At 35.0% G+C, this 19530-nt stretch carries 17 protein-coding genes; 2 read left to right on the forward strand and 15 right to left on the reverse strand.

From position 1 onward, the window contains the following. Positions 1-95: 95 nt before the first annotated feature. The 9 genes from B3J44_RS07010 to B3J44_RS07050 all read right to left on the reverse strand — a co-directional run bounded on the left by B3J44_RS07010 (position 96) and on the right by B3J44_RS07050 (position 11525). Positions 96-878: a hypothetical protein gene (locus tag B3J44_RS07010; protein WP_286967359.1), complete on the reverse strand. Its 783-nt coding sequence runs from the start codon at positions 876-878 to the stop codon at positions 96-98. 79 nt (positions 879-957) lie between these two features. Then, the gene (locus B3J44_RS07015) at positions 958-2367 is read right to left on the reverse strand and encodes an efflux transporter outer membrane subunit (RefSeq protein ID WP_286967361.1); all 1410 of its coding nucleotides are present in this window, start codon (positions 2365-2367) and stop codon (positions 958-960) included. A gap of 2 nt (positions 2368-2369) precedes the next feature. Next, entirely contained in the window at positions 2370-5525 is a 3156-nt protein-coding gene (locus B3J44_RS07020) for an efflux RND transporter permease subunit (RefSeq protein ID WP_286967362.1), read from the reverse strand. Between the two features lie 27 nt (positions 5526-5552). Beyond that, positions 5553-5996: an efflux RND transporter periplasmic adaptor subunit gene (locus tag B3J44_RS07025; protein ID WP_286967364.1), complete on the reverse strand. Its 444-nt coding sequence runs from the start codon at positions 5994-5996 to the stop codon at positions 5553-5555. Further along, on the reverse strand, positions 5983-6699 hold the full coding sequence (locus B3J44_RS07030) for an efflux RND transporter periplasmic adaptor subunit (protein ID WP_286967365.1): 717 nt from the start codon (positions 6697-6699) through the stop codon (positions 5983-5985). The genes B3J44_RS07025 and B3J44_RS07030 overlap by 14 nt, the downstream gene beginning before the upstream one ends. A gap of 460 nt (positions 6700-7159) precedes the next feature. Continuing rightward, positions 7160-7915 carry a LytR/AlgR family response regulator transcription factor gene (locus B3J44_RS07035; RefSeq protein WP_198855880.1) on the reverse strand — a complete coding sequence of 252 codons (756 nt, stop codon included), beginning with the start codon at positions 7913-7915 and terminating at the stop codon, positions 7160-7162. A gap of 5 nt (positions 7916-7920) precedes the next feature. After that, positions 7921-9015, reverse strand: a complete 1095-nt coding sequence (locus tag B3J44_RS07040) for a sensor histidine kinase (protein ID WP_286967367.1) — start codon at positions 9013-9015, stop codon at positions 7921-7923. A gap of 38 nt (positions 9016-9053) precedes the next feature. Then, complete coding sequence (locus tag B3J44_RS07045) at positions 9054-10100, reverse strand: beta-ketoacyl-ACP synthase III (RefSeq protein WP_286967368.1); 1047 nt, start codon at positions 10098-10100, stop codon at positions 9054-9056. A 591-nt stretch (positions 10101-10691) separates the two neighbouring features. Next, positions 10692-11525 carry a universal stress protein gene (locus B3J44_RS07050; protein WP_198855883.1) on the reverse strand — a complete coding sequence of 278 codons (834 nt, stop codon included), beginning with the start codon at positions 11523-11525 and terminating at the stop codon, positions 10692-10694. Between the two features lie 221 nt (positions 11526-11746). Between B3J44_RS07050 and B3J44_RS07055 the strand changes: the two genes are divergently transcribed. Together B3J44_RS07055 and B3J44_RS07060 are read left to right on the forward strand one after the other, a co-directional pair. Beyond that, positions 11747-12802, forward strand: a complete 1056-nt coding sequence (locus B3J44_RS07055) for an NAD(P)H-dependent flavin oxidoreductase (protein WP_286967370.1) — start codon at positions 11747-11749, stop codon at positions 12800-12802. A 463-nt stretch (positions 12803-13265) separates the two neighbouring features. Beyond that, positions 13266-13661, forward strand: coding sequence for a DoxX family protein (locus B3J44_RS07060; RefSeq protein ID WP_198855885.1), 396 nt, complete (start codon positions 13266-13268; stop codon positions 13659-13661). A 434-nt stretch (positions 13662-14095) separates the two neighbouring features. On the opposite strand, the gene B3J44_RS07065 is transcribed toward B3J44_RS07060, so the two are convergent. The 6 genes from B3J44_RS07065 to B3J44_RS07090 all read right to left on the reverse strand — a co-directional run bounded on the left by B3J44_RS07065 (position 14096) and on the right by B3J44_RS07090 (position 19223). Continuing rightward, positions 14096-14863 (reverse strand): LytR/AlgR family response regulator transcription factor, encoded by a 768-nt coding sequence (locus B3J44_RS07065; RefSeq protein WP_286967373.1) that lies wholly within the window; start codon positions 14861-14863, stop codon positions 14096-14098. Beyond that, a complete protein-coding gene (locus B3J44_RS07070) occupies positions 14844-15860 on the reverse strand; it encodes a sensor histidine kinase (protein WP_286967375.1) in 1017 nt (338 codons plus the stop codon). Before B3J44_RS07070 ends, B3J44_RS07065 begins: the two co-directional genes overlap by 20 nt. 365 nt (positions 15861-16225) lie before the next feature. Then, the gene (locus B3J44_RS07075; protein WP_286967376.1) at positions 16226-16960 is read right to left on the reverse strand and encodes a DUF1223 domain-containing protein; all 735 of its coding nucleotides are present in this window, start codon (positions 16958-16960) and stop codon (positions 16226-16228) included. Between the two features lie 102 nt (positions 16961-17062). Next, entirely contained in the window at positions 17063-17473 is a 411-nt protein-coding gene (locus B3J44_RS07080) for an organic hydroperoxide resistance protein (protein WP_286967377.1), read from the reverse strand. A 78-nt stretch (positions 17474-17551) separates the two neighbouring features. Then, positions 17552-18538 (reverse strand): alpha/beta fold hydrolase, encoded by a 987-nt coding sequence (locus B3J44_RS07085; RefSeq protein WP_286967378.1) that lies wholly within the window; start codon positions 18536-18538, stop codon positions 17552-17554. A gap of 274 nt (positions 18539-18812) precedes the next feature. After that, positions 18813-19223 carry a cupin domain-containing protein gene (locus tag B3J44_RS07090; protein WP_286967379.1) on the reverse strand — a complete coding sequence of 137 codons (411 nt, stop codon included), beginning with the start codon at positions 19221-19223 and terminating at the stop codon, positions 18813-18815. Positions 19224-19530: the final 307 nt, after the last annotated feature.

Consider the following 19530-nt stretch of genomic DNA (forward strand, 5'->3'; position numbering starts at 1 on the left):
CAAAAGAAAGCCTCTTTTTTTTGTAAATTTCGGAAAAGGAAGTATTTATGGCAAAGAGAATCCTTTCAAAATATATTACTCCGCTTGGATATTTTTTAATCTTCTGCAGCCATTAATTCAATCTTTGCCATAATTAATGCAAGATTATTTTCTAAAGAAATTTTTCCTTCACGCCATTCTTTTTTGTTAGATCCTCTTGAAATTCTAAAAATGAAATCGCCAGTAAAAACATATCCAAAAGTTTCTCTTAAACCCGTTTTGGTTATTCTTTTTTGCGCTTCTCTTAAATCTATTTTTATTTCACTTTCGTTCTTAAAAACAATTGTATCCAAACCATCAAGACCTTTTTTAAATTCATGTCCGCGATAATGAATGAGTTTGATCAAAGCATTCATAAACCGTAAAGCTCGATTTGCACTTTCTTTAGAAACATTCAAATTCAAAATCTCTAATTTTTCCAGATTGATGTTATCGTTTAAGCCTTTGCTTTCCCAATAATTCTTTGTTGCTGTAATAATCTCCAACGAATTTTCGAGCTTATCGCTAATGCGCAGCGGAGCATGAACATCATCTTTTATGCTTTGAGCCAAATCGAGTAAAGGTGTCGATTTTGAAGGAACTCGAAGTTGCATTTCGTATGTCTTTTTTAAAATCGAAATCTCATTATTTCCTTTAAAATCAATTGGTAACTGAGGAACATTCTTTCTTTTATATTCAGGTCCAATCCAATGTCGGCTTTTAGGGAGCGGAATATTCATTTTTTCGCAAGCATTTTTGATTCCCATACTAGAAACCTCATAATGTTTAGCAATCTGCGGTATTGGAAATTTCCAAACCAAGCTATAAAGTTCTGATCGGGTAAAAATAATTTTGTCCATAAATCAGTAAATTCAATCAAAAACAAATTCACCACTTCTATAATTGCTTACAGAAATGGTGAATTAAAAAAATAAAACACTACTCTACTCCACCGCCTAAAGCACGGTACAGGTTAATTGCTGCATTCAGTTTTTCGAGTTTTATTGTTACTAAATCTAGTTCGTTCTGTAGCGAACTGTTTTGCGCTGCAATTACTTCAAGATAATTAGCCATTCCGCTTTTATAAAGTAAACCAGCATCTGAAGTTGCTTTTTCTAACGATTCTGCTTTCTCTTTTGCCAAAACAATACGTTCGTCAGCATATTTTAATCTTGACATAGCATCGTTTACTTCGCCAACTGCTGTTATAAAAGACTGTTTAAATTGCACAACGGCTTTTTCTTGTTCTAAAACAGCCACTTCATAAGCCGTTCTTAAAGCTTTTTTTCTAAAAATAGGTTGCGCTAAATTGGCTGCAATGGTTTTGGTAATTGAACCTGGAAAATCAAACCAATTTTCAAATTCAAAAGAATTTACTCCAATAGACGGATTCAAGCTTAAAGTCGGATACATGGTTGCTTTTGCCAATCCTGTTTTTGCAGTGGCAGACATAACCGCGTATTCGCTAGATTTTACATCTGGTCTTCTGCTCAAAAGCGAAGCCGGAATTCCTGTTGGAAAAATTACCGAAACTTCAGCAGCATCAATGTTTCCAGCTCTTTCAATCTTATCTGGGTATTCTCCGCATAAAATCTGTAAAGCGTTTTCTTGCACTGCGATATTTGCTTTCGCTAAAGGCACTAATAATTCAGCTGTTTTCTTCTGAGCTTCTGTTTGATTTACTGCCAAAGAACTAATCGATCCCGATTTGTATTGCAATTCCATCATGCTCAAAGTATTGGTACTCAATTCGATGTTTTTCTCTGCAATTTTAAGCTGTTCATCTAAACCTAAAAGATTGTAATAAGCTTGAGCCACTTGAACAATAATTCGAGTTTTTAATGCTGAAAGATTCTCTTTTTGAGCAAAATAAGCGGCTTTGGCATCTCTTTTTTGCATTGCTGCTTTTCCCCAAATATCTACTTCCCACGAAAGACGCAGATTGGCACTGTAATCATCCATATAATCTTTACCTATAAATTGCTGGCTCAAAGATCCGTTTAGAGAATTTTTAGAAGGATAAGAACGGCTCGCTCCAGCATCGAAATCTAGTGTAGGTAATAACGATAATTTGGCTTGTTTATAACTGAGGTCGAGCTGTTCCATGCTTTTCATTGAAATGATCACTTCGTTGTTTTTTACTAGCGCTTTTTCAATCAAAGCAACCAATAAAGGATCTTTATAATAGTTTTTCCACGGAAGCAAAACTGTGTCTCCAGTAACCGCGATTTCATCGCGGTATTTTTCTGGAGCTTGTAAATCTGTACGAGAATATTTTTTTCCTACCACACACGATGTCATGATTGCTCCGGTAAGTAAAACCATTCCGATTTTATATAGTGTTTTCATTCTTATTCTTTTATCGTTTGAACTTGAGTTGCGATCTTTTTCCTTGATACTTTTTCTTGTAAATATTGGAATACAATGAAAAGCAACGGAATCACAAAAATTCCCAAAACAACACCGCTAAACATTCCTACTGCCGCACTCACACTGATCGATCTGTTTCCAACTGCAGTTCCTCCAGAGGCAAACATTAACGGAATCATACCTACAATAAAAGCTAGCGAAGTCATGATAATTGGTCGTAATCTTGATCTTGAACCTTCAATTGCGGCTTCAATTATTGTTAATCCTGCAAGACGTCTCTGCAAAGCAAATTCCACAATCAAAATGGCGTTTTTAGCAAGAAGTCCGACCAGCATGATTAATCCAACCTGAACGTAAATATTGTTGTCTAAACCAACTGCTTTAACTCCTGCAAAAGCTCCTAAGATTCCTGTGGGGATAGAAAGCAATACCGCAAGTGGCAATAAATAACTTTCGTATTGTGCTGCCAATAAGAAAAATACAAACAAGAGACACAATCCGAAGATGGCAACAGTTTGACTTCCTCCAGCTTTTTCTTCCAAACTTAAACCAGTCCATTCGTAACTGTAATCAGACGGAAGTTTATCTAAAACTTGCTCTAGATTAGCCATAATTTGTCCGTTACTGTAGCCAGGCAAAGCCATTGCTGTAATATTTACTGAATTATAAAGGTTATAACGATTCACTGATTCTGGACCGTAAACTTTATGGAATTTCACAATCGATTTTACTGGAACCATTTGCATTTGAGCATTTCTCACAAAAATTTCATTAAATGCATCTTCATCCATTCTAAAAATACCATCGGCTTTTACATTCACACGGTAAAACTTACCAAATCTTGAAAAGTCAGCTGATTGATCTCCTGCAAAATAAGTCTGAATATTTCCTAAAAGTTCCTTGATATTTACGCCCATTTGACGTGCTTTATCTTCGTCAACTTCCAATTCCAATTGCGGATAATCGGCTCTAAAAGTGGTATATGCGTACTGAACTCCAGGCTGTTTCATAATCTCTGCGATTACTTTATCAGACATTGCTTTTAAAGTTTCCGGGCTTCTTGCCATTCTGTCTTGCAATACAATCTCAGCACCACTCGTTACCCCGAATCCTTCAACAGGAGGCATTCTGAAAACCATAATCTGACCTTCTTTAATTTTAGCCAGTTTTCCGTTTACGATATTCATGATTTCTTCAATATCCTTTACCGCTCCTCTTTCTTTCTTAGGTTTCAATTTGATAAATCCTAAACCATAAGCAGGGCTGGCACTATTGCTCAAAATATTGAATCCTGTAATACTCGTATTAACATCAATCGCTTCTATTGGAGCCAATTCTTTCTCTAATTTTTCAATTACAGCAGTAGTTCGATCAAGAGCTGTTCCTGGTGGCATAGACAAACTATAAACCATGAAACCGTCATCTTCTAAAGGCACAAAACTTTTTGGAGTAGACATCATCATGTAAACCGCAATTGCCGTGATTCCTGTTACTAATCCTGCAGCAATCCATTTTCTTCCAATTAAGAAACGGACTCCTTTAATATATCTTCCCGTTAAATTGTCGAAACTTGTATTAAATCCGACGAAAAAACGCTCTTTAAAACTCGTTTTATGTTCATGATCACCATGTTTACCTCCATGATTTTTTAGCAAAAGCGCACATAATGCAGGCGTAAGCGTCAAGGCATTTACAGCAGAAATGATAATCGCAATGGCCAATGTATAAGCAAATTGTTTATAGAAAATCCCTGAAGATCCCGTCATAAATCCGATTGGAATAAATACTGCCGACATCACCAAAGTAATCGAAATTACGGCTCCTGTAATTTCTGCCATCGCACCATGAGTTGCTTCTTTGGCTGAAATTTCTTCATCTTCTTCCATTTTACTGTGAACGGCTTCGACAACAACAATGGCATCATCGACTACAATTCCGATCGCTAATACCAAGGCAAAAAGCGTCAAGATGTTAATCGTAAATCCGAAAACCAGCAGGAAGAAAAACGTTCCCACGATCGCTACAGGCACTGCAATAGCAGGAATAATCGTCGAGCGAATGTCCTGAAGGAAAATAAACACCACAATAAATACCAGAATGAAAGCTTCAAATAAAGTCGATTTTACCTGACCTGTTGCTTCGTCTAGTCTTTCTTTGGTACTCATTACGTTTACGTATTTAATACCTGGCGGAAAAGATTTCGATAATCGTTCTACTTCTTTATTGATTCCGATTTCGATATCATTGGCGTTTGAACCCGAAGTCTGCAAAATCGCCATCGTAACGGCATTTTTACTATTCGATTTATTATCACCACTGTACGAAATAGAACCAAATTCAACTCTCGCTACATCTTTCAATCTTAAAACATTGCTGCCAACATTTTTAACTACAATATTTTCATATTGTTCTGGTTTGTTCTTTTTTCCTTTGTAACGAATTACATATTCTAAAGCTGCTGTAGATTCTTCTCCCAATTTACCTGGAGCCGATTCTAAACTTTGTTCTGCAATGGCCTGTGTTACGTCTGAAGGCACTAAACCTGCACTTGCCATTTTACGCGGATCCAACCAAACACGCATCGAATAATCTTTCTGTCCAAAAATCTGAACTTGTCCAACACCTGGAACACGTTTCATTTGAGGAACTAAGTTGATATTGGCGTAATTCTGCAAGAACAACTCGTCATATTTGCTATTATCATCTGTATATAAGTTGAAAATAACAATCATACTATTTTGCTGTTTCGAAGTTGTTAATCCCATTCGGATAACTTCTTGAGGCAGTTTTGGCGTTGCTTGCTGTACTCTATTCTGAACGTTTACCGCAGCTTGATCTGGATCTACTCCTTGTTTAAAAATTACGCTGATAGAGAAAGATCCGTCATTACTTGCAGTCGATTTAATGTACTGCATGTTTTCTACTCCGTTAATCTGCTCTTCTAAAGGTGTTACTACCGAACGAATAACCGTTTCACTGTTTCCTCCTGGATAAGAACCGCTTACCATAACTGTTGGCGGCGAAATATCTGGGAATCGCGTTACAGATAATCGGGTAAGACCTATGATCCCCAGTATAACCAGTACAATAGAGATAACTGTGGCCAATACTGGCCTGTCTATTATTTTCTTTAACATGGAAATGTTATTTTATTAAATGAAAAATTATTTACTGCTTGTGTTTTTAGCAGCGATTTTTGGAACGACTTCCATTCCATCATAAAGTACATCGATATTATTCAGCGCTACTTTATCTCCAGCTTTTAATCCTGATTTTACGAAATAATCTACTCCTGCACTTCCTGCAATTTCGATTGGAACCATAGCTATTTTATTGCCGTCCTTTAGAATAAAAACAAAGAATTTATCTTGAATATCTTTTACGCTCGCCATCGGAACTGTAATTACAGACGACAAACTTTTGTTCAAGACAATTCTCGCAGAACCTCCCGCACGTAATTCTTTTTTTGGATTTGGAAAAATAGCTTTTAAAGCAATTGTACCCGTTGCACGATCGACGTTTCCACTTGCAACTTCCAATTTTCCTTTTTGATCGTACTCGCTGTCATCGGCCATAATTAAACTTACAGTCTGATTACTTTTTAGCATCTTTAGAAAAAGCTAAATAATCTGCTTCTGTCAGTGAAAAATAAACGAAGACGTTATTGATTTCAGATAAAACCGTCAGCGGAACAGCATCTGTCGGTGTAACTAAATTTCCAATTCGGTTTGGAATACGGCTAATATAGCCGCTTACAGGAGCTTTAATCAAAGAGAAATCGGCATTTAACTGAGATGATCCTAAAGCGGCCTTAGCCTGTGCTACTTGTGCAGTTGCTGCTTCGTAATTGGCCTGTGCCGTTTTTAACTGCATGTCTGAGAAAACTTTTCCTTCTACTAAAGGTTTAATTTTTTCTACTTCCAGTTTCGCATTTGCTTGATTTGCCAAAGCGCTTTTGTAAGCTGCACGACTATTGTTAACTTGTTCGGCATAAACGTCACCTTTAATTTTAAAAAGAGATTGTCCTTTGGTTACATAATCTCCTTCTTTTACATAAATTGCTTCCAAATAACCTGATACTTGTGCTTTTATATCAACGTTTACAGAACCTTCAACTGTTCCTGGATATTTCTTTTCAACTTCTCCTGTTGCCGAATTGGTCTGAAGAAAGTCTACTTCTGGCTTTGGAGGAGCCATCTGAGCATCTCCGCTTTTCCCACATGATGCAAGAGAAATGGTTATCAATAAAATTGCAATTCTGCCAATTGCTTTATTATTTTTAAAAAACTGTTTTGTCATTTTACTTTTCATTTTTAAATGAATTACCTCAAATTTGGCAGCAAAATAACAGCGTAAAACCGCATTTTTAAGGAAGAAATTTACCCAAACGACATTTTTTGATACTGAAACGGATGGGTTTTGTTGTGCCACGAAGGCGCTAGGGCACAAAGTTTTTTTTAAGAATAAATGAAAGGAAATTTCGCAAAGACGAGAGTCGCAAAGTTTTTTTTGCCACAGATTAAAAGAATTAAAGAGTTTTTCTTTTCTTATATTGTGCAGATTTAATGCATTGTTTGTCATCCTGACGAAGGAAGGATCTCCGCAAGAAATTCCGTAAACTAAATCGCCAATCTTTGTAGAGCTACTTGTGGAGATTTCTCCCTACGGTCGAAATGACAAACTAGACTGTAAAAAATAGGATAAAAAAACTTTGCGCCTTAGCGCCTTCGTGGCAAAAAAAACTTAGCATCTTAGAAACTTAGAAACTTTCTTATCTATCCATCCACTGCTTAAAGAAAGGAGTTTTTTCTCTGCTGATGATTACCTCGCGTTCAGGATCTAGTCTAAGTTGGATTTTTAATTTTGCGTTGAAATAGTTCGCAATAGATTTAATGCTTTCGGCACGAATGAAAAACTGACGGTTAGCGCGGAAAAAGATATTCGGATCTAATTCTTGCTCCAGTTCTTCCATAGTTTGCGGAATTGAGATAATGACACCAGATTTAAGAAACAAATTACTGGTTTTAAACTCAGAATATATAAAGTCGATATCTGAAACGTCTACACTTTTATAACCGTCACGATACGTTACCAAAAAACGCATTCTGAAAACTGGTTTTTCGATCAGTTCTTTTAGGATTCCTGCGATATTGGTTACGCTAGATTCATTTTTATTTAAAGATTTGAATTTAGCTAGGGCAAACTCCAACTCCGTCTTTTCAATGGGTTTCATCAAATAATCGATGCTGTTTACCTTAAAAGCACGAATTGCATATTCGTCATAAGCTGTAGTAAAAATTACAGGACAAGTAATGTTGATTTCATCAAAAATAGCAAAACTAAGTCCGTCTGCTAAACGGATGTCCATTGTAATTAAATCGGGTTTTGGGTTAGATTTTAGCCATGAAACAGTATCGACAACCGTGTCAATTATGTCTAAAATTTCACAATTGGGTTCTAGTTCTTCCAACAGTCTCTTTAACCTGCTGGCGTTAATGCTTTCATCTTCTACAATTAAAATTTTCATAATTCTTAAATTAATGGCAGATGCACTTCATAATAGCCGTTTGATTCGCTAAAAGTTGGCATTCTTTCAGATAAAATTTTATAACGAAATTCAATATTTTTATTTCCAATTCCTGTTGAAACCAGACTTTTTCCAGCTGTTTGCTGCAAGTTATTTCGAACAATAATATCTCCAGAATTAGAGAAAACAGTAATCGTAAGCGGATTGGCCAAAGTTGCCATATTATGTTTTACGGCATTTTCTACCAATAATTGCAACGTTAAAGGCGGTAAATGAAGTGCAAGCGAAGCAGCGTCAACCTGAATTTTTAAATCTATTTTTTCGCCCAATCTTTTCTTCAACAAATAAAAATACGCATTCAAGAATTCGATTTCCTCTTTAACTGTAATGGTATCTTTATTTGAATTCGAAATCATATAACGATATACTCTCGTTATATTTTCTAAGAACGAAGCTGCTTCTTTCTGATCTTCATAAATCAGCTCTGTCAAAGTGCTGAAATTATTGAATACAAAATGCGGATCTAACTGCATTTTAAGAGATTCTAATTTTGAACGCGTTACCGCTTCTTGAAGTTCAGAGGCTTTAACCTTTAATTCTGCTGTTTCTATAGCATTTAAACGCCATCTGTTTAATAGAAATATTCCGGTATGAATGGCACTTATAAAAAGTGAAATAATTGCAGCCATAATTTTAGACTGCCATATTACAACCAAATCATTTTCTTCTAAAGCAGTACAAGGATATAAATAATCCCAAAGGCAAGAGAAAAAATAGTTTAAAAGTATATTTCCGGCAATAAGACAAATAAACTGTGCTATTGCTCTAAAAGCCGGATTTTGTTCCCAACTGATGTAGTAATTTAATTTGCGTCCAACAAACAAAGTTAGTTCTGTAAGGATGGCGCAATACAATAAAATAATGAAGATATCGAAGGTCTGATCTAAATCGAGCAAACCTTCTTCTTCAAAATTTCGGTACGGATTTAGAAAATAATACGAAGAAAGATAGACCAAAAAAACGGCTGGAATTACTATAACCCTGTAGTATTTATAGAAAAAATTCTTGCCCGATTTTTTATTTTGGTTCTTTCTACCCATTAATTCCCTCAACTGTAAAATTGAAAAATCCTATCTTATTAGTGTTCAACAAGAACACCTTCTTCTTTTTTGTCTGCTTTTATGATAGCAACTGGATTTTTCTCACGCATAACGCCCCATTTCAGACACGTTGCACCCCAAGAAAAACCTGCACCAAAAGTAGTAATCAATACATTTTGACCTTCTTTGAAATCGGCTGCAAAATCCCATAAACATAAAGGAACTGTTGCCGATGTTGTATTTCCGTAACGGTCAATATTTACTTTTACTTTATCAGAATCAATATTTAAACTTTCGCCAACAGCATTAATAATTCTCAAATTGGCTTGATGTGGCACAACCCAATCAATTTGAGCTGCTTCCAAATCATTCTTTACTAAAGCATCTTGAGAAACTTGGCTCATTGCTGCAACAGCTCTCTTAAATACAAAAGCTCCGTCTTGTTTTAAATAATGCGTTCTGTGCAAAAGACTCTGCATAGAAGTTGGGTTTCTAGAACCTCCAGCTGGTACAGCCAAAGAAGAAACTCCGCTTCCGTCAGTTTTTAAAATCGTTTTCATTAAACCGTACTCAGATTCTGTTTTTTCTAACAAAACCGCACCTGCTCCATCTCCGAAAAGAATACAAGTATTACGATCTTCATAATCTACGATAGAGCTCATTTTATCAGCTCCAACGATGATTAATTTCTTATAACGTCCGCTTTCGATCATATTTGCTCCCATTTCTAGCGCATATAGAAATCCGCTACAAGCTGCGTTCATGTCAATCCCAAAAGCATTTGTAAGTCCGCTTTTATCGCAAACAATACTTGCAGTTGGCGCTAAAATGTGATCGGGAGTTGCTGTTGCGACAAGCAAAGCTTCAATCTCGTTTCGATCTACGTTATAATTTTCGAAAAGATTTTCAATCGCTGCCGCAGCAAGATCAGATGTTGCTGTGTCGTCGTCTGCGATTCTACGTTCTTTAATTCCAGTTCTTTTAATGATCCATTCCTCCGATGTATCAACTGTTTCTGAAATCTTTTTATTGGTCAGAATTGATGATGGTACGAAACCACCTATTGCTGTAATTACTGCGCTCATTGTTTTTTATTTTTTTTAAGCTTTGTACTCTTAGAACCCAATGCTTAATACTTTTCTCTTCTTTTTACAGTTTCTTTAGAACTGATGCAGGAAAGACAATTGCATTCCTAAAAAGCCGATTAAATCTGCTGACAATAACTTTTCTGAGAAATATTGTTTTAAAAACCCGAACAAACCAAAAAGATTATACAAAATCCAATTAAAATAAATTAAAAATATACACCAAGTGTTCTCTCGGTATTACTTGGTATATAATCTTTAATTTATCTTATTTTTAAAATCATATAATGCTGTTTCAGTTTGTAGATAACTCTCAATTGTAGCTGTTGCCATACTGATAAAAAACCTATTTGCATTTAAGTTTTTAGAGTGCCACAAAATTAATTTAAAAAAATCTGAAACTAGCAGACAATTAAGAATAATTAACAAAACTGCCTCAAATGTTAAAATATAATTTTGAAATTCGGCAACAAACGCTAAAAATTATAGATTCCCTAAAATCAAAAAAAATCTGTTAAAATTTATTCTGATAAAATTTCTTCAAAAAAACCTTGTAATTTTTATATCATTATTTTTAAATCAAATCAATCTTTAATAATTCGGAAACGACAATAATGGAATATCAAGCCCTGCTGCCAAAATCCTAGTTTTACTTCTATGAACCAAAGAATCCCAAAAACCGTATTTTTGAGGCACCATAATCAGTAAATCGGCCTCGTAATTCTTAATTTCTTTTCTGATTTCGTTAATAACAGCATTCGATCTTACCGTTTTATAAAGATATTTTACATCTTCAAATTCTTTTTCGATATTCGAATTCATTAAAACTCTGTGTTGTTCTTCTTTTAAATCGTCTAATTTTTCGTCTACACTAAAAAACTCAATTTCTGCACCAAAATCTCCCAAAGCATTTTTAATCCAGCTGAATTTCTTAATAGCCGAAAAACTCAAACTATCGCATGCATATAATACTTTTTTGATATTTAAGAAATGTGCATTTTCAGGAACTGCCAAAACGGGAATTTGAAGATTCTTAATTGCCGTTGTAGTTGAATTTCCTAATAATTCCTGTTCAAAAGAACGTTCGGCCATTCCCATTACAACTACATCTGCGTTTGTTTCTGCAATAATTTTCGGAAGTTCATCTTCCAAAAAAGAATACGTACAGATTGCTGCTGTTTCGATTTTAAACGAATCGGCCATTTCTTTAGCTAAGTTTTCTAGTTTAGAAATCGCTCTTTCAATCTGCTTTTGCATTGCATCTGCAGTTATATGAGAGTTAGCACTGTGCACACTCAATGAAAATGAATTAAATAAAACCAATTTTGCGCCTGTGGCTTTGGCAAGTCCAGCGGCATAATTAACTGCATTAGTGGCGATGGCAGAAAAATTTGTTGCGGCGATTATAGTAAGAGGTGAATTCATAGAATATAATTAAACTTTCTCGCAAAAATGCTCAAATAAAGGCTTCAATCTTTTTTTATATAACCGAATAATCATTTTTAACGACTCAACCGTAAAATTTCATTCCTGAAAAAACAGCCTTTCCTTTTTTGTTTCTTACTTTAAAAAACAATAAAAATTATTGAAGCGAACCGTTTTAATATTTAGTAATTTTACTATTCGTATAAAAATTAGGTTCACGCATGAAAACCAAAATAACAGAATTACTAGGCATTGAGTATCCAATTTTACAAGGCCCTATGGGAGGCGGTTTTTCTACAGCTTCACTTTTGGCAGCTGTAAGCAACGCAGGCGGATTGGGCAGTTACGGCGCTTATACGCTCACACCAGAAGAAATTCGACAAGCTGGAAAAGAAATCAAACTTGCCACTTCTAAACCTTATAACATCAATTTATGGGTTAATGATGTTGATGAAAGTCTTATAAATTATCCAAAAGAGAAATTAGAAAAGTTAAAACATAATTTTAAACCTTACTTTGATGAATTAGGAATTTCGCTTCCTGATTTATCTTCTGATATTCCTTCGAAATTTGAAAAACAAGTAGAAGTTTTATTCGAACTTAAACCTGCTGTTTTTAGTTTCATTTTCGGAATTCCGTCAAAAGAAATCCTTCAAGAAAGCAGAAAACTTGGAATAAAAACCGTTGGTGCTGCCACAACATTAGAAGAAGCACTTGCACTAGAAGATGCGGAAGTAGACGCAATTGTCGCCGCAGGATTTGAAGCTGGCGGACACAGGCCATCGTTTTTAAAACCTGCTCAAGATTCTTTTACAGGATTATTTAGTCTCATTCAGCAATTAAAAGCAAAAACCAAAACGCCAATTATTGCTGCTGGCGGAATTATAGATGCTAAAGGAATCGCCGCCGCTATGACTTTAGGTGCCGATGCTGTCCAATTGGGAACTGCTTTTATGGTTACCGACGAATCTGCTGCTGTGCCTTTACATAAAGAAACATTGTTTGCAAATCCCAATATTCCGACAACAATTTCAAAATCGCTTACAGGAAGAATGGGCCGAATGGTTTGCAATAAAATATCTGACACTGTTCCTTTTGAATCTGAAGTGCTTCCTTTTCCGCTTCAAACTAGATTAATGGCTTCTTTAAAAACTGCTGCTTTAGCTCAAGGAAGAACCGATTTAGTAAATTTCTGGTCGGGACAAAACACATGTAATTTAAAATATCGTAAAGCCAGTGAATTAATGCAGGCTTTAATTGCTGAAATGTCAGTATAGTTTTTTAACGCAAAGTGCACAAAGATTCTTTTTTTATATAAATGCTGTAAAATTTAAGTTCGCAAAGGTCTTACTAGCTGTTAAGCTTGTGCTTAAACTTTTTTAATCTCGCAAAGTCGCAGAGTTGCAAAGTTTTTTTTAAAAACCACAGATTAAAAAGATTAAAATGATTTTGTTTCACGCAGCGCAGATTCTTCAGATTTTAGCAGATTTTAATTTTTAAGCCTTAAAAAAATCCGCGCTTATCTGCCTAAATCATTTAAAATCTGCGTGAAATAAACCTTTGTGAACTTAAAATCTCCAGCATTTATATACAGAATCTTAGCGTACTTTGCGGTAAAATACACAAGTCACACTCTGTCCAGTTCACCCCGAAGTTTGTCCGTTTCACCAAGATTCCGATTTCGATTTTAAAGCTTTCAACGCACATTTGTACCGTTAAATAACTTTAAATATCAAAATCATGAACTCAAAAACAACAAAAATTATCTATTGGACAGGCGCAGTATTAACTTCTTTATGGTTTGGCGCAAGCGGTTTCTTCGAATTAACAAACAATCCATTAGTTTGGGGAATCACACAACAATTAGGTTATCCAGCACATTTCATTTACATCCTTGGCGTTTTTAAAGTAGCTGGTGTTATTACACTTTTAATTCCGAACAAATTATTACGATTGAAAGAATGGGTTTTCGCAGGAGTATTTTTCGATATCATCTTTGCTTTCTTTTCAAAAATTGCCGTTTTAGGTTTTGGTGCTGCGACAGATGCTATTATTGCTTTTGTAATGGTAAGCGTAACGTATGCTATGTACAGAAAACTGTATACCGCAACTTATACTCCATCAGCAATCAATTAAAACAAAACTACATTAAAATAAAAATGCCTAATAATTGATATTAGGCATTTTATTATTTCTTAGTCTATCTAATACAAATTAAGATGAAAAAGATCATTCTAATTCTCTGCTTTATACTTTCAGCTTTGTTTTTCATAAGCTGTTTTATGTTTCCAGGNNGTAATGGTAAGCGTAACGTATGCAATGTATAGAAAATTGTATACAGCTACTTATAGTCCATCTACCGAAAACTTTTAATGGAGATAGCAAAAAACAAGAGACTTTCTCAAAAAGTAAGTTCTTTTGTGTTTGAATGAATATTAAAAACCAATTTATAAATAAAAGCCCCAGCAGGGTAAAATATTTATAGAATTTCNNNATAAGCTGTTTTATGTTTCCAGGGTTATAAAATCAAGCCAATTAGTTTATCTCAGAAAATGGTAAATTAATTGGTTTTATCGGTTTTCTAACCAGCTTAAAAATGCCGTTGCTTTTTCTTTTCCGACCAACAATTTTTCTTCTGTTGGAACGCTTAATTTCACGATTATTTTACGCGAAAAATAATGTTCTGCTTCGCGAATAGCCGAAAAATTAACCAAATATTGTCTGTTGATTCTAAAGAACTGAATTGGCGGTAAAAGCTTATGAATTTCATCTAACGACTGTGTTAACGGATATTCGTTTTTATCTAAAGTCATAATTGTTGGCGTTTCATTTTTGATAAAGAAAAACGCAATATTCTCGGTTAAAACGGTTTGATATTTATTGTTTTTGAAAACTAAAAAACTGCTTTTACCTTTGTTTTCACCAGTTCTAGTCAACAAATAATCAAAATCGGGCATGGCTTTTTTGTTTCTTTGAAAGAAGTTTTTCAGTTCTCCAGCTTTCTTTAAAGCCTGCGAAATACTATCTCTCGAAAAAGGTTTTAAAACATAATCAATTCCGTTTGATTTGAACGCTTCGATCGCATAATCATCAAAAGCGGTGCAGAAAATTACAGGTGACAAAACCTCAACATTCTTAAAAATCTCAAAACACTGACCGTCTGCCAGCTGAATATCCATAAAAATAAGATCGGGCTGATCGTTTTCTAAAAGATAATCTACTGCGCCGTCAATACTTTGTATATATGACAAAATCTGAACATCAGGTCTGATGCTCAGAATTAGTTGGCCAAGCGCTTTGGCTGTTTTTACTTCATCTTCAATTATTATGATAGTCATAATTTAGTGGTATTTTAACTTTAAAGGTAGTTTCGTCTTTGTCAATTTCAATTTCTTTATGAATCAGGTGCATAAAACGTTGGTTGATATTATCTAAACCAACACCTGTAGAAACGGCGCCTCTTTTGAGCTGAATTTTATTTTCAACTACCAAAAATTCGTTTTCTGTATAAAGCTTTATTTTGAGAGGTTTATCTAAAGAAACGACATTGTGTTTGATGCAGTTTTCAATTAATAATTGCAAAGTAAAAGGCGGAATTGCAGAATCGTACTGTTTAGAATCAATTTCGTTTTCTAAAATAAATCCGTCTTCAAAACGCGCTTTTAGCAGATATACATACGAATCTAAAATCTGTAGTTCTTCGCGAAGCGGAATCAAATCCATTTTTCGGCTTTCTAACGTAAAACGATAAAAATCAGATAATTTCAAGATAAAATCAGAACTCTGCGGATCTTGGATATCAACCATAGATTTCAGCGTATTCAAACTATTAAACAAAAAATGCGGATTTACCTGCTGTTTCAGCAATTCGTATTGAGCGCCAAGGTTTACGGCTTTTGTACGTTCCAATTCAACTCCCATTTGCTGTGTTTGATAATTTTGAAAAAGCAAATGCAAAAACATATACACAATCAAGTTGATTAAAACTCCGCGAAGTTCAAACATGATTGGAGCATCCATTTTTGAAACTTGAAACAGTTCCTGATGCGCAATTACCAGAATCACCATTAAAACAATCCCCAGAATAACACTCAGTAAAAGTTTCCAGTTAAAGAGACTTTTATTGGCATGGTTAGCAGAAAACTTTGGTAAACTGTAAATGTTGTAATACCATATAAAAAGGGAAAACAACAGCGTAATCGAAGAATTTATAATAAGGTCTCCAGGTGTAGAATCGGCATCAAATAATTTAGGTATCGAAGCCATAACCGCCAATGCAATCGAACTTCCCCAAATGACTTTGAGCGAAACCTGAAAACGTTTTGTTTTTTCCATATTGTAATAGGTTTGTTATGATCAAAGATAAGTTTATTTGAAAAAGATTTCACGCAGATTTTATAGGATTTTAGGAGATAAGTGCAGATAAACTTTAATCTCGTAGAACTTTATTTTCTCATTTTTTGTCATCCCGAGGAACGAGGGATCTCCACAAGTAGCTCTACAAAGATTGTCAATTTTGTTTGCGGAGTTTCTTGTGGAGATCCCTCGTTCCTCGGGATGACAAACTGTGTGGAAAAACTGGGAGTAAAAAACTAGGTTCTTTGAATCGGTAAATTTCTCTCGCAGATTTAGCAGATCTAGCTGTTTTTTTTTATCTGCATAATCTCCAAAATCTGCGAGAGATTTTTTTAATACTAAAGCTAAACTCTCTTAATTCCTAAAATAGTACCTGAATTCATATCCTGAATAAACCCGATTATTTCGAAATCCTGTGCATTATAATTTTTAGGAAGATGAATCGCTGCCGTTCCTTTTTTGGCTTTACTTAAATCTACAGATTGCAGATTACGAACAATTTGATAATGCGATAAAACTCGATTAGCATTCTCGCCTCTTTTTACATTGCTTTTAGCTTCTTTCTGAACAACTGCAATCAGCAAACGACTGTTTTTTGAAGTGCTTTCAACGTTATAATTTACAGAAAGCGAATTAGCATTTTGACTTGCTTCTAAACCTAAACTTGCCGAAACTTGCTTTGAAAGTGCCGATTTAATTCCGTTTCTGAGACTCGTTTCCTGAGAACCGATATAATCTGTTTTTCCGTTAATGATTACCTGAGGCGTGTAGATTGGTTCTTTTCCTAGAAATTGCGCGTAATCGTATTGTCTTTTGGTAAAATCGGCATTACTGAAAATATCTTTCCAACCTTGTTTATCCCAATAATCTACATGATAAGCCAATACATAAACGTTTTTATCACGGTATTCATTCTGAATTTTCCCAAGCAATTCATCTGCTGGCGGACAGCTCGAACAGCCTTCTGAAGTATACAATTCTAAAAGTGCAAAACCTTTTGAATTGTTTTGACTAAAAACGCTGTTTCCAATTAAAAAAAACAGCATTACAAATCCGCTTAAAATTTTTATCTTTTTCATAATTGCATTTATTAAACGTAACAGGTTTTAAAAACCTGTTACGTTTGTTAAGAGTAGAGTTTTCGAATCAACTCATAACTCATAATTCATAACTTAAAACTATTATAGAATATTAATCTCAACATTTATATTTCCTCTCGTTGCTTTAGAATATGGACAAGTCTGATGTGCTTGCGCCGCCAAAGCTTCTGCAGTTTGAATATCAATTCCAGGAAGACTTATATTTAATCTTGCCTGAAGCGAATATTCTCCTTCTGCTACACATAAATCTACTTCGGCATCCACAGCGGTTTCTGCTGGAAGTCTAACGCCAAGTTTAGAAGCTGCAATTCCTAAAGCTCCAATAAAACAAGCCGACCATCCCGCAGCAAACAATTGCTCCGGATTTGTTCCCGGACGCGAAGATCCCGGTACGCTTAATTTGATATTTAATTGTTCGTCTGAACTTTGAGAAGCTCCTTCTCTACCGCCTGTTGTGTGTGTTCTGCCTGTGTATAAAACTTTTGTTTCCATGTTTTTTTGTGTAAAATGTTATTTGTAAAAAGTGAAATGTTTTTTGTGAAATGTAAAAAGTAAAAGAATGATTCACCATTATTTAGATACGTCGATTATCGCTTGTGCAAACGCCTTTGGATCTTCTTGCGGAACGTTGTGTCCGATTCCTTTTAAAACTCTATGTTCGTATTTTCCTGTGAATTTGTTTGCGTATGCTTTTCCATCCGCGAAAGCGCCGTCAAAATCACTTCCTATTGTAATCGTTGGAACTTTAATCTCTGGTTTTGCAGCAAGGCGTTTTTCTAGATTATCGTATTTCGCTTCACCTGCTTCTAGAGATTGTCTCCATCTGTAATTGTGAATCACAATTGCTACGTGATCTGGATTGTCAAAAGACTGAGCCGTTTGATCGTAAGTTGATTTGTCAAAATTCCATAACGGAGAAGCGATTTTCCAGATTAGCTTATTAAAATCGTAAGTGTTTTGTGTGTAACCTTGTTTTCCTCTTTCGGTTGCGAAATAATATTGGTACCACCATCCTAACTCAGCTGTTGGAGGAAGTGGTTTTAAGTTTGCTTCTAAATTCACCACCAAATAACCACTTACAGAAACCAAACCTTTTACGCGTTCTGGCCAAAGTGCCGATACTACAACCGCTGTTCTAGCACCCCAGTCGAAACCGCCAATTACAGCTTTGTCAATTTTTAGTGCATCCATAAAAGCGATAATATCACTTGCTAAAGCCGCTTGCTGACCGTTTCTGAAAGTTTCTTTTGAAAGGAAAGTCGTTGTCCCGAATCCGCGTAAATAAGGTGTAAAAACATGGTATCCTTTTGAAACCAAAATCGGAACGACTTCGTTGTAACTGTGAATATCGTAAGGCCAACCGTGAAGTAATATTACTGGAGTTCCATTTGACGGACCTGCTTCGGTATAACCCACGTTTAATAATCCAGCGTTGATTTGTTTTAATGTTCCAAGCGAACTGTTTACTTCAATTGCTTTTTGTGTTGAAGTCTGTGCTTGAGTGAAAGTTGCATTCATAAAAAGAATAGTGATTAAAATATTGAATAGTGTTTTCATAATTTTTATTATTTGATTAGTTGATTATCAGTTAATTTCTTCGTCAAAGGTATTTTGACAATGCTTGTTTTAAAAGGTAAAAAAAGGTGAAGTGGACAAAGTCGAGGGTGAAATGGACGGGGAAAGATTTTGCCACGAAGACACGAAGGCACTAAGATTCTTTTTTTTAGAATAATTATTATTAAGGAATTTACAATAAAAGTCTTTGTGGAATTTGTTATAAAATAAATCTTTGCGTCTTTGAGCCTTCGTGGCAAAAACCTTAAACTTGGAACTATTTTTTCATTACAAGTATCGGTTTCCCTTTTTCTATAATATAAGTCGCCAGTTCTGATGCTTTCGCATTTGTATTATTTTTAGCAGAATGCACTACGCCAGCTGGAATAAAAAGTACTTCGCCTGCTTTTAGTGTCACTGGCTTTTCGTCTTCAATCTGATATTCCAGCGAACCTTCAACAACGTAAATTACTTCTTCGCCTGGATGAGAATGTTTCCCAAAAGCTGAATGTCCTTCAAAATCGATTCGTGCCTGAACCATTTCTTTTCCTGGAGTGCTTAGATCATGTTTCTGCAAATCGATTCGTTTTACTCCCTGCGCTGCAATCTGATTCGGAACTAAAAAGGCAATGATTCCTAAAACAATAATTGCGATTATAACCCATGTTTTTTGTTTTTTCGTTTCCATAATTTCTGATTTAAATTATTTGTTTTCGTTAATTTCTTTGTCAAAAGTATTTCGATAACCCTTCTTACGAAATGAGAAAATAGGTGAAACGGACAAACTCTAAGGTGAAATGGACAGCGCGTAAGTTGTGATTTGCGAGATGCGAAATGTGAATGGTAAAATGTGAAATACAAAGAATTTTTAACGCAAAGAGCGCAAAGATTTTTTTAAGCATAGCCTAGTATAAACGCTAAGAACGCAAAGCTTTGTCTTTATTTTTTTTGCCAGAGATTATTTGGATTATTAGGATTTTCTAATCTGTGTTAAT

It is taken from the genome of Flavobacterium sp. UBA4854, assembly GCF_002399805.1.
Taxonomy (GTDB): domain Bacteria; phylum Bacteroidota; class Bacteroidia; order Flavobacteriales; family Flavobacteriaceae; genus Flavobacterium; species Flavobacterium ginsengisoli.

What these genes read in the sequence shown, in the direction of transcription:
- B3J44_RS07010 (WP_286967359.1), bottom strand. Translation starts at nt 878, where the DNA reads ATGGACAAAATTATTTTTACCCGATCAGAACTTTATAGCTTGGTTTGG.
- B3J44_RS07015 (WP_286967361.1), bottom strand. Translation starts at nt 2,367, where the DNA reads ATGAAAACACTATATAAAATCGGAATGGTTTTACTTACCGGAGCAATC.
- B3J44_RS07020 (WP_286967362.1), bottom strand. Translation starts at nt 5,525, where the DNA reads ATGTTAAAGAAAATAATAGACAGGCCAGTATTGGCCACAGTTATCTCT.
- B3J44_RS07025 (WP_286967364.1), bottom strand. Translation starts at nt 5,996, where the DNA reads ATGCTAAAAAGTAATCAGACTGTAAGTTTAATTATGGCCGATGACAGC.
- B3J44_RS07030 (WP_286967365.1), bottom strand. Translation starts at nt 6,699, where the DNA reads ATGAAAAGTAAAATGACAAAACAGTTTTTTAAAAATAATAAAGCAATT.
- B3J44_RS07035 (WP_198855880.1), bottom strand. Translation starts at nt 7,915, where the DNA reads ATGAAAATTTTAATTGTAGAAGATGAAAGCATTAACGCCAGCAGGTTA.
- B3J44_RS07040 (WP_286967367.1), bottom strand. Translation starts at nt 9,015, where the DNA reads ATGGGTAGAAAGAACCAAAATAAAAAATCGGGCAAGAATTTTTTCTAT.
- B3J44_RS07045 (WP_286967368.1), bottom strand. Translation starts at nt 10,100, where the DNA reads ATGAGCGCAGTAATTACAGCAATAGGTGGTTTCGTACCATCATCAATT.
- B3J44_RS07050 (WP_198855883.1), bottom strand. Translation starts at nt 11,525, where the DNA reads ATGAATTCACCTCTTACTATAATCGCCGCAACAAATTTTTCTGCCATC.
- B3J44_RS07055 (WP_286967370.1), top strand. Translation starts at nt 11,747, where the DNA reads ATGAAAACCAAAATAACAGAATTACTAGGCATTGAGTATCCAATTTTA.
- B3J44_RS07060 (WP_198855885.1), top strand. Translation starts at nt 13,266, where the DNA reads ATGAACTCAAAAACAACAAAAATTATCTATTGGACAGGCGCAGTATTA.
- B3J44_RS07065 (WP_286967373.1), bottom strand. Translation starts at nt 14,863, where the DNA reads ATGACTATCATAATAATTGAAGATGAAGTAAAAACAGCCAAAGCGCTT.
- B3J44_RS07070 (WP_286967375.1), bottom strand. Translation starts at nt 15,860, where the DNA reads ATGGAAAAAACAAAACGTTTTCAGGTTTCGCTCAAAGTCATTTGGGGA.
- B3J44_RS07075 (WP_286967376.1), bottom strand. Translation starts at nt 16,960, where the DNA reads ATGAAAAAGATAAAAATTTTAAGCGGATTTGTAATGCTGTTTTTTTTA.
- B3J44_RS07080 (WP_286967377.1), bottom strand. Translation starts at nt 17,473, where the DNA reads ATGGAAACAAAAGTTTTATACACAGGCAGAACACACACAACAGGCGGT.
- B3J44_RS07085 (WP_286967378.1), bottom strand. Translation starts at nt 18,538, where the DNA reads ATGAAAACACTATTCAATATTTTAATCACTATTCTTTTTATGAATGCA.
- B3J44_RS07090 (WP_286967379.1), bottom strand. Translation starts at nt 19,223, where the DNA reads ATGGAAACGAAAAAACAAAAAACATGGGTTATAATCGCAATTATTGTT.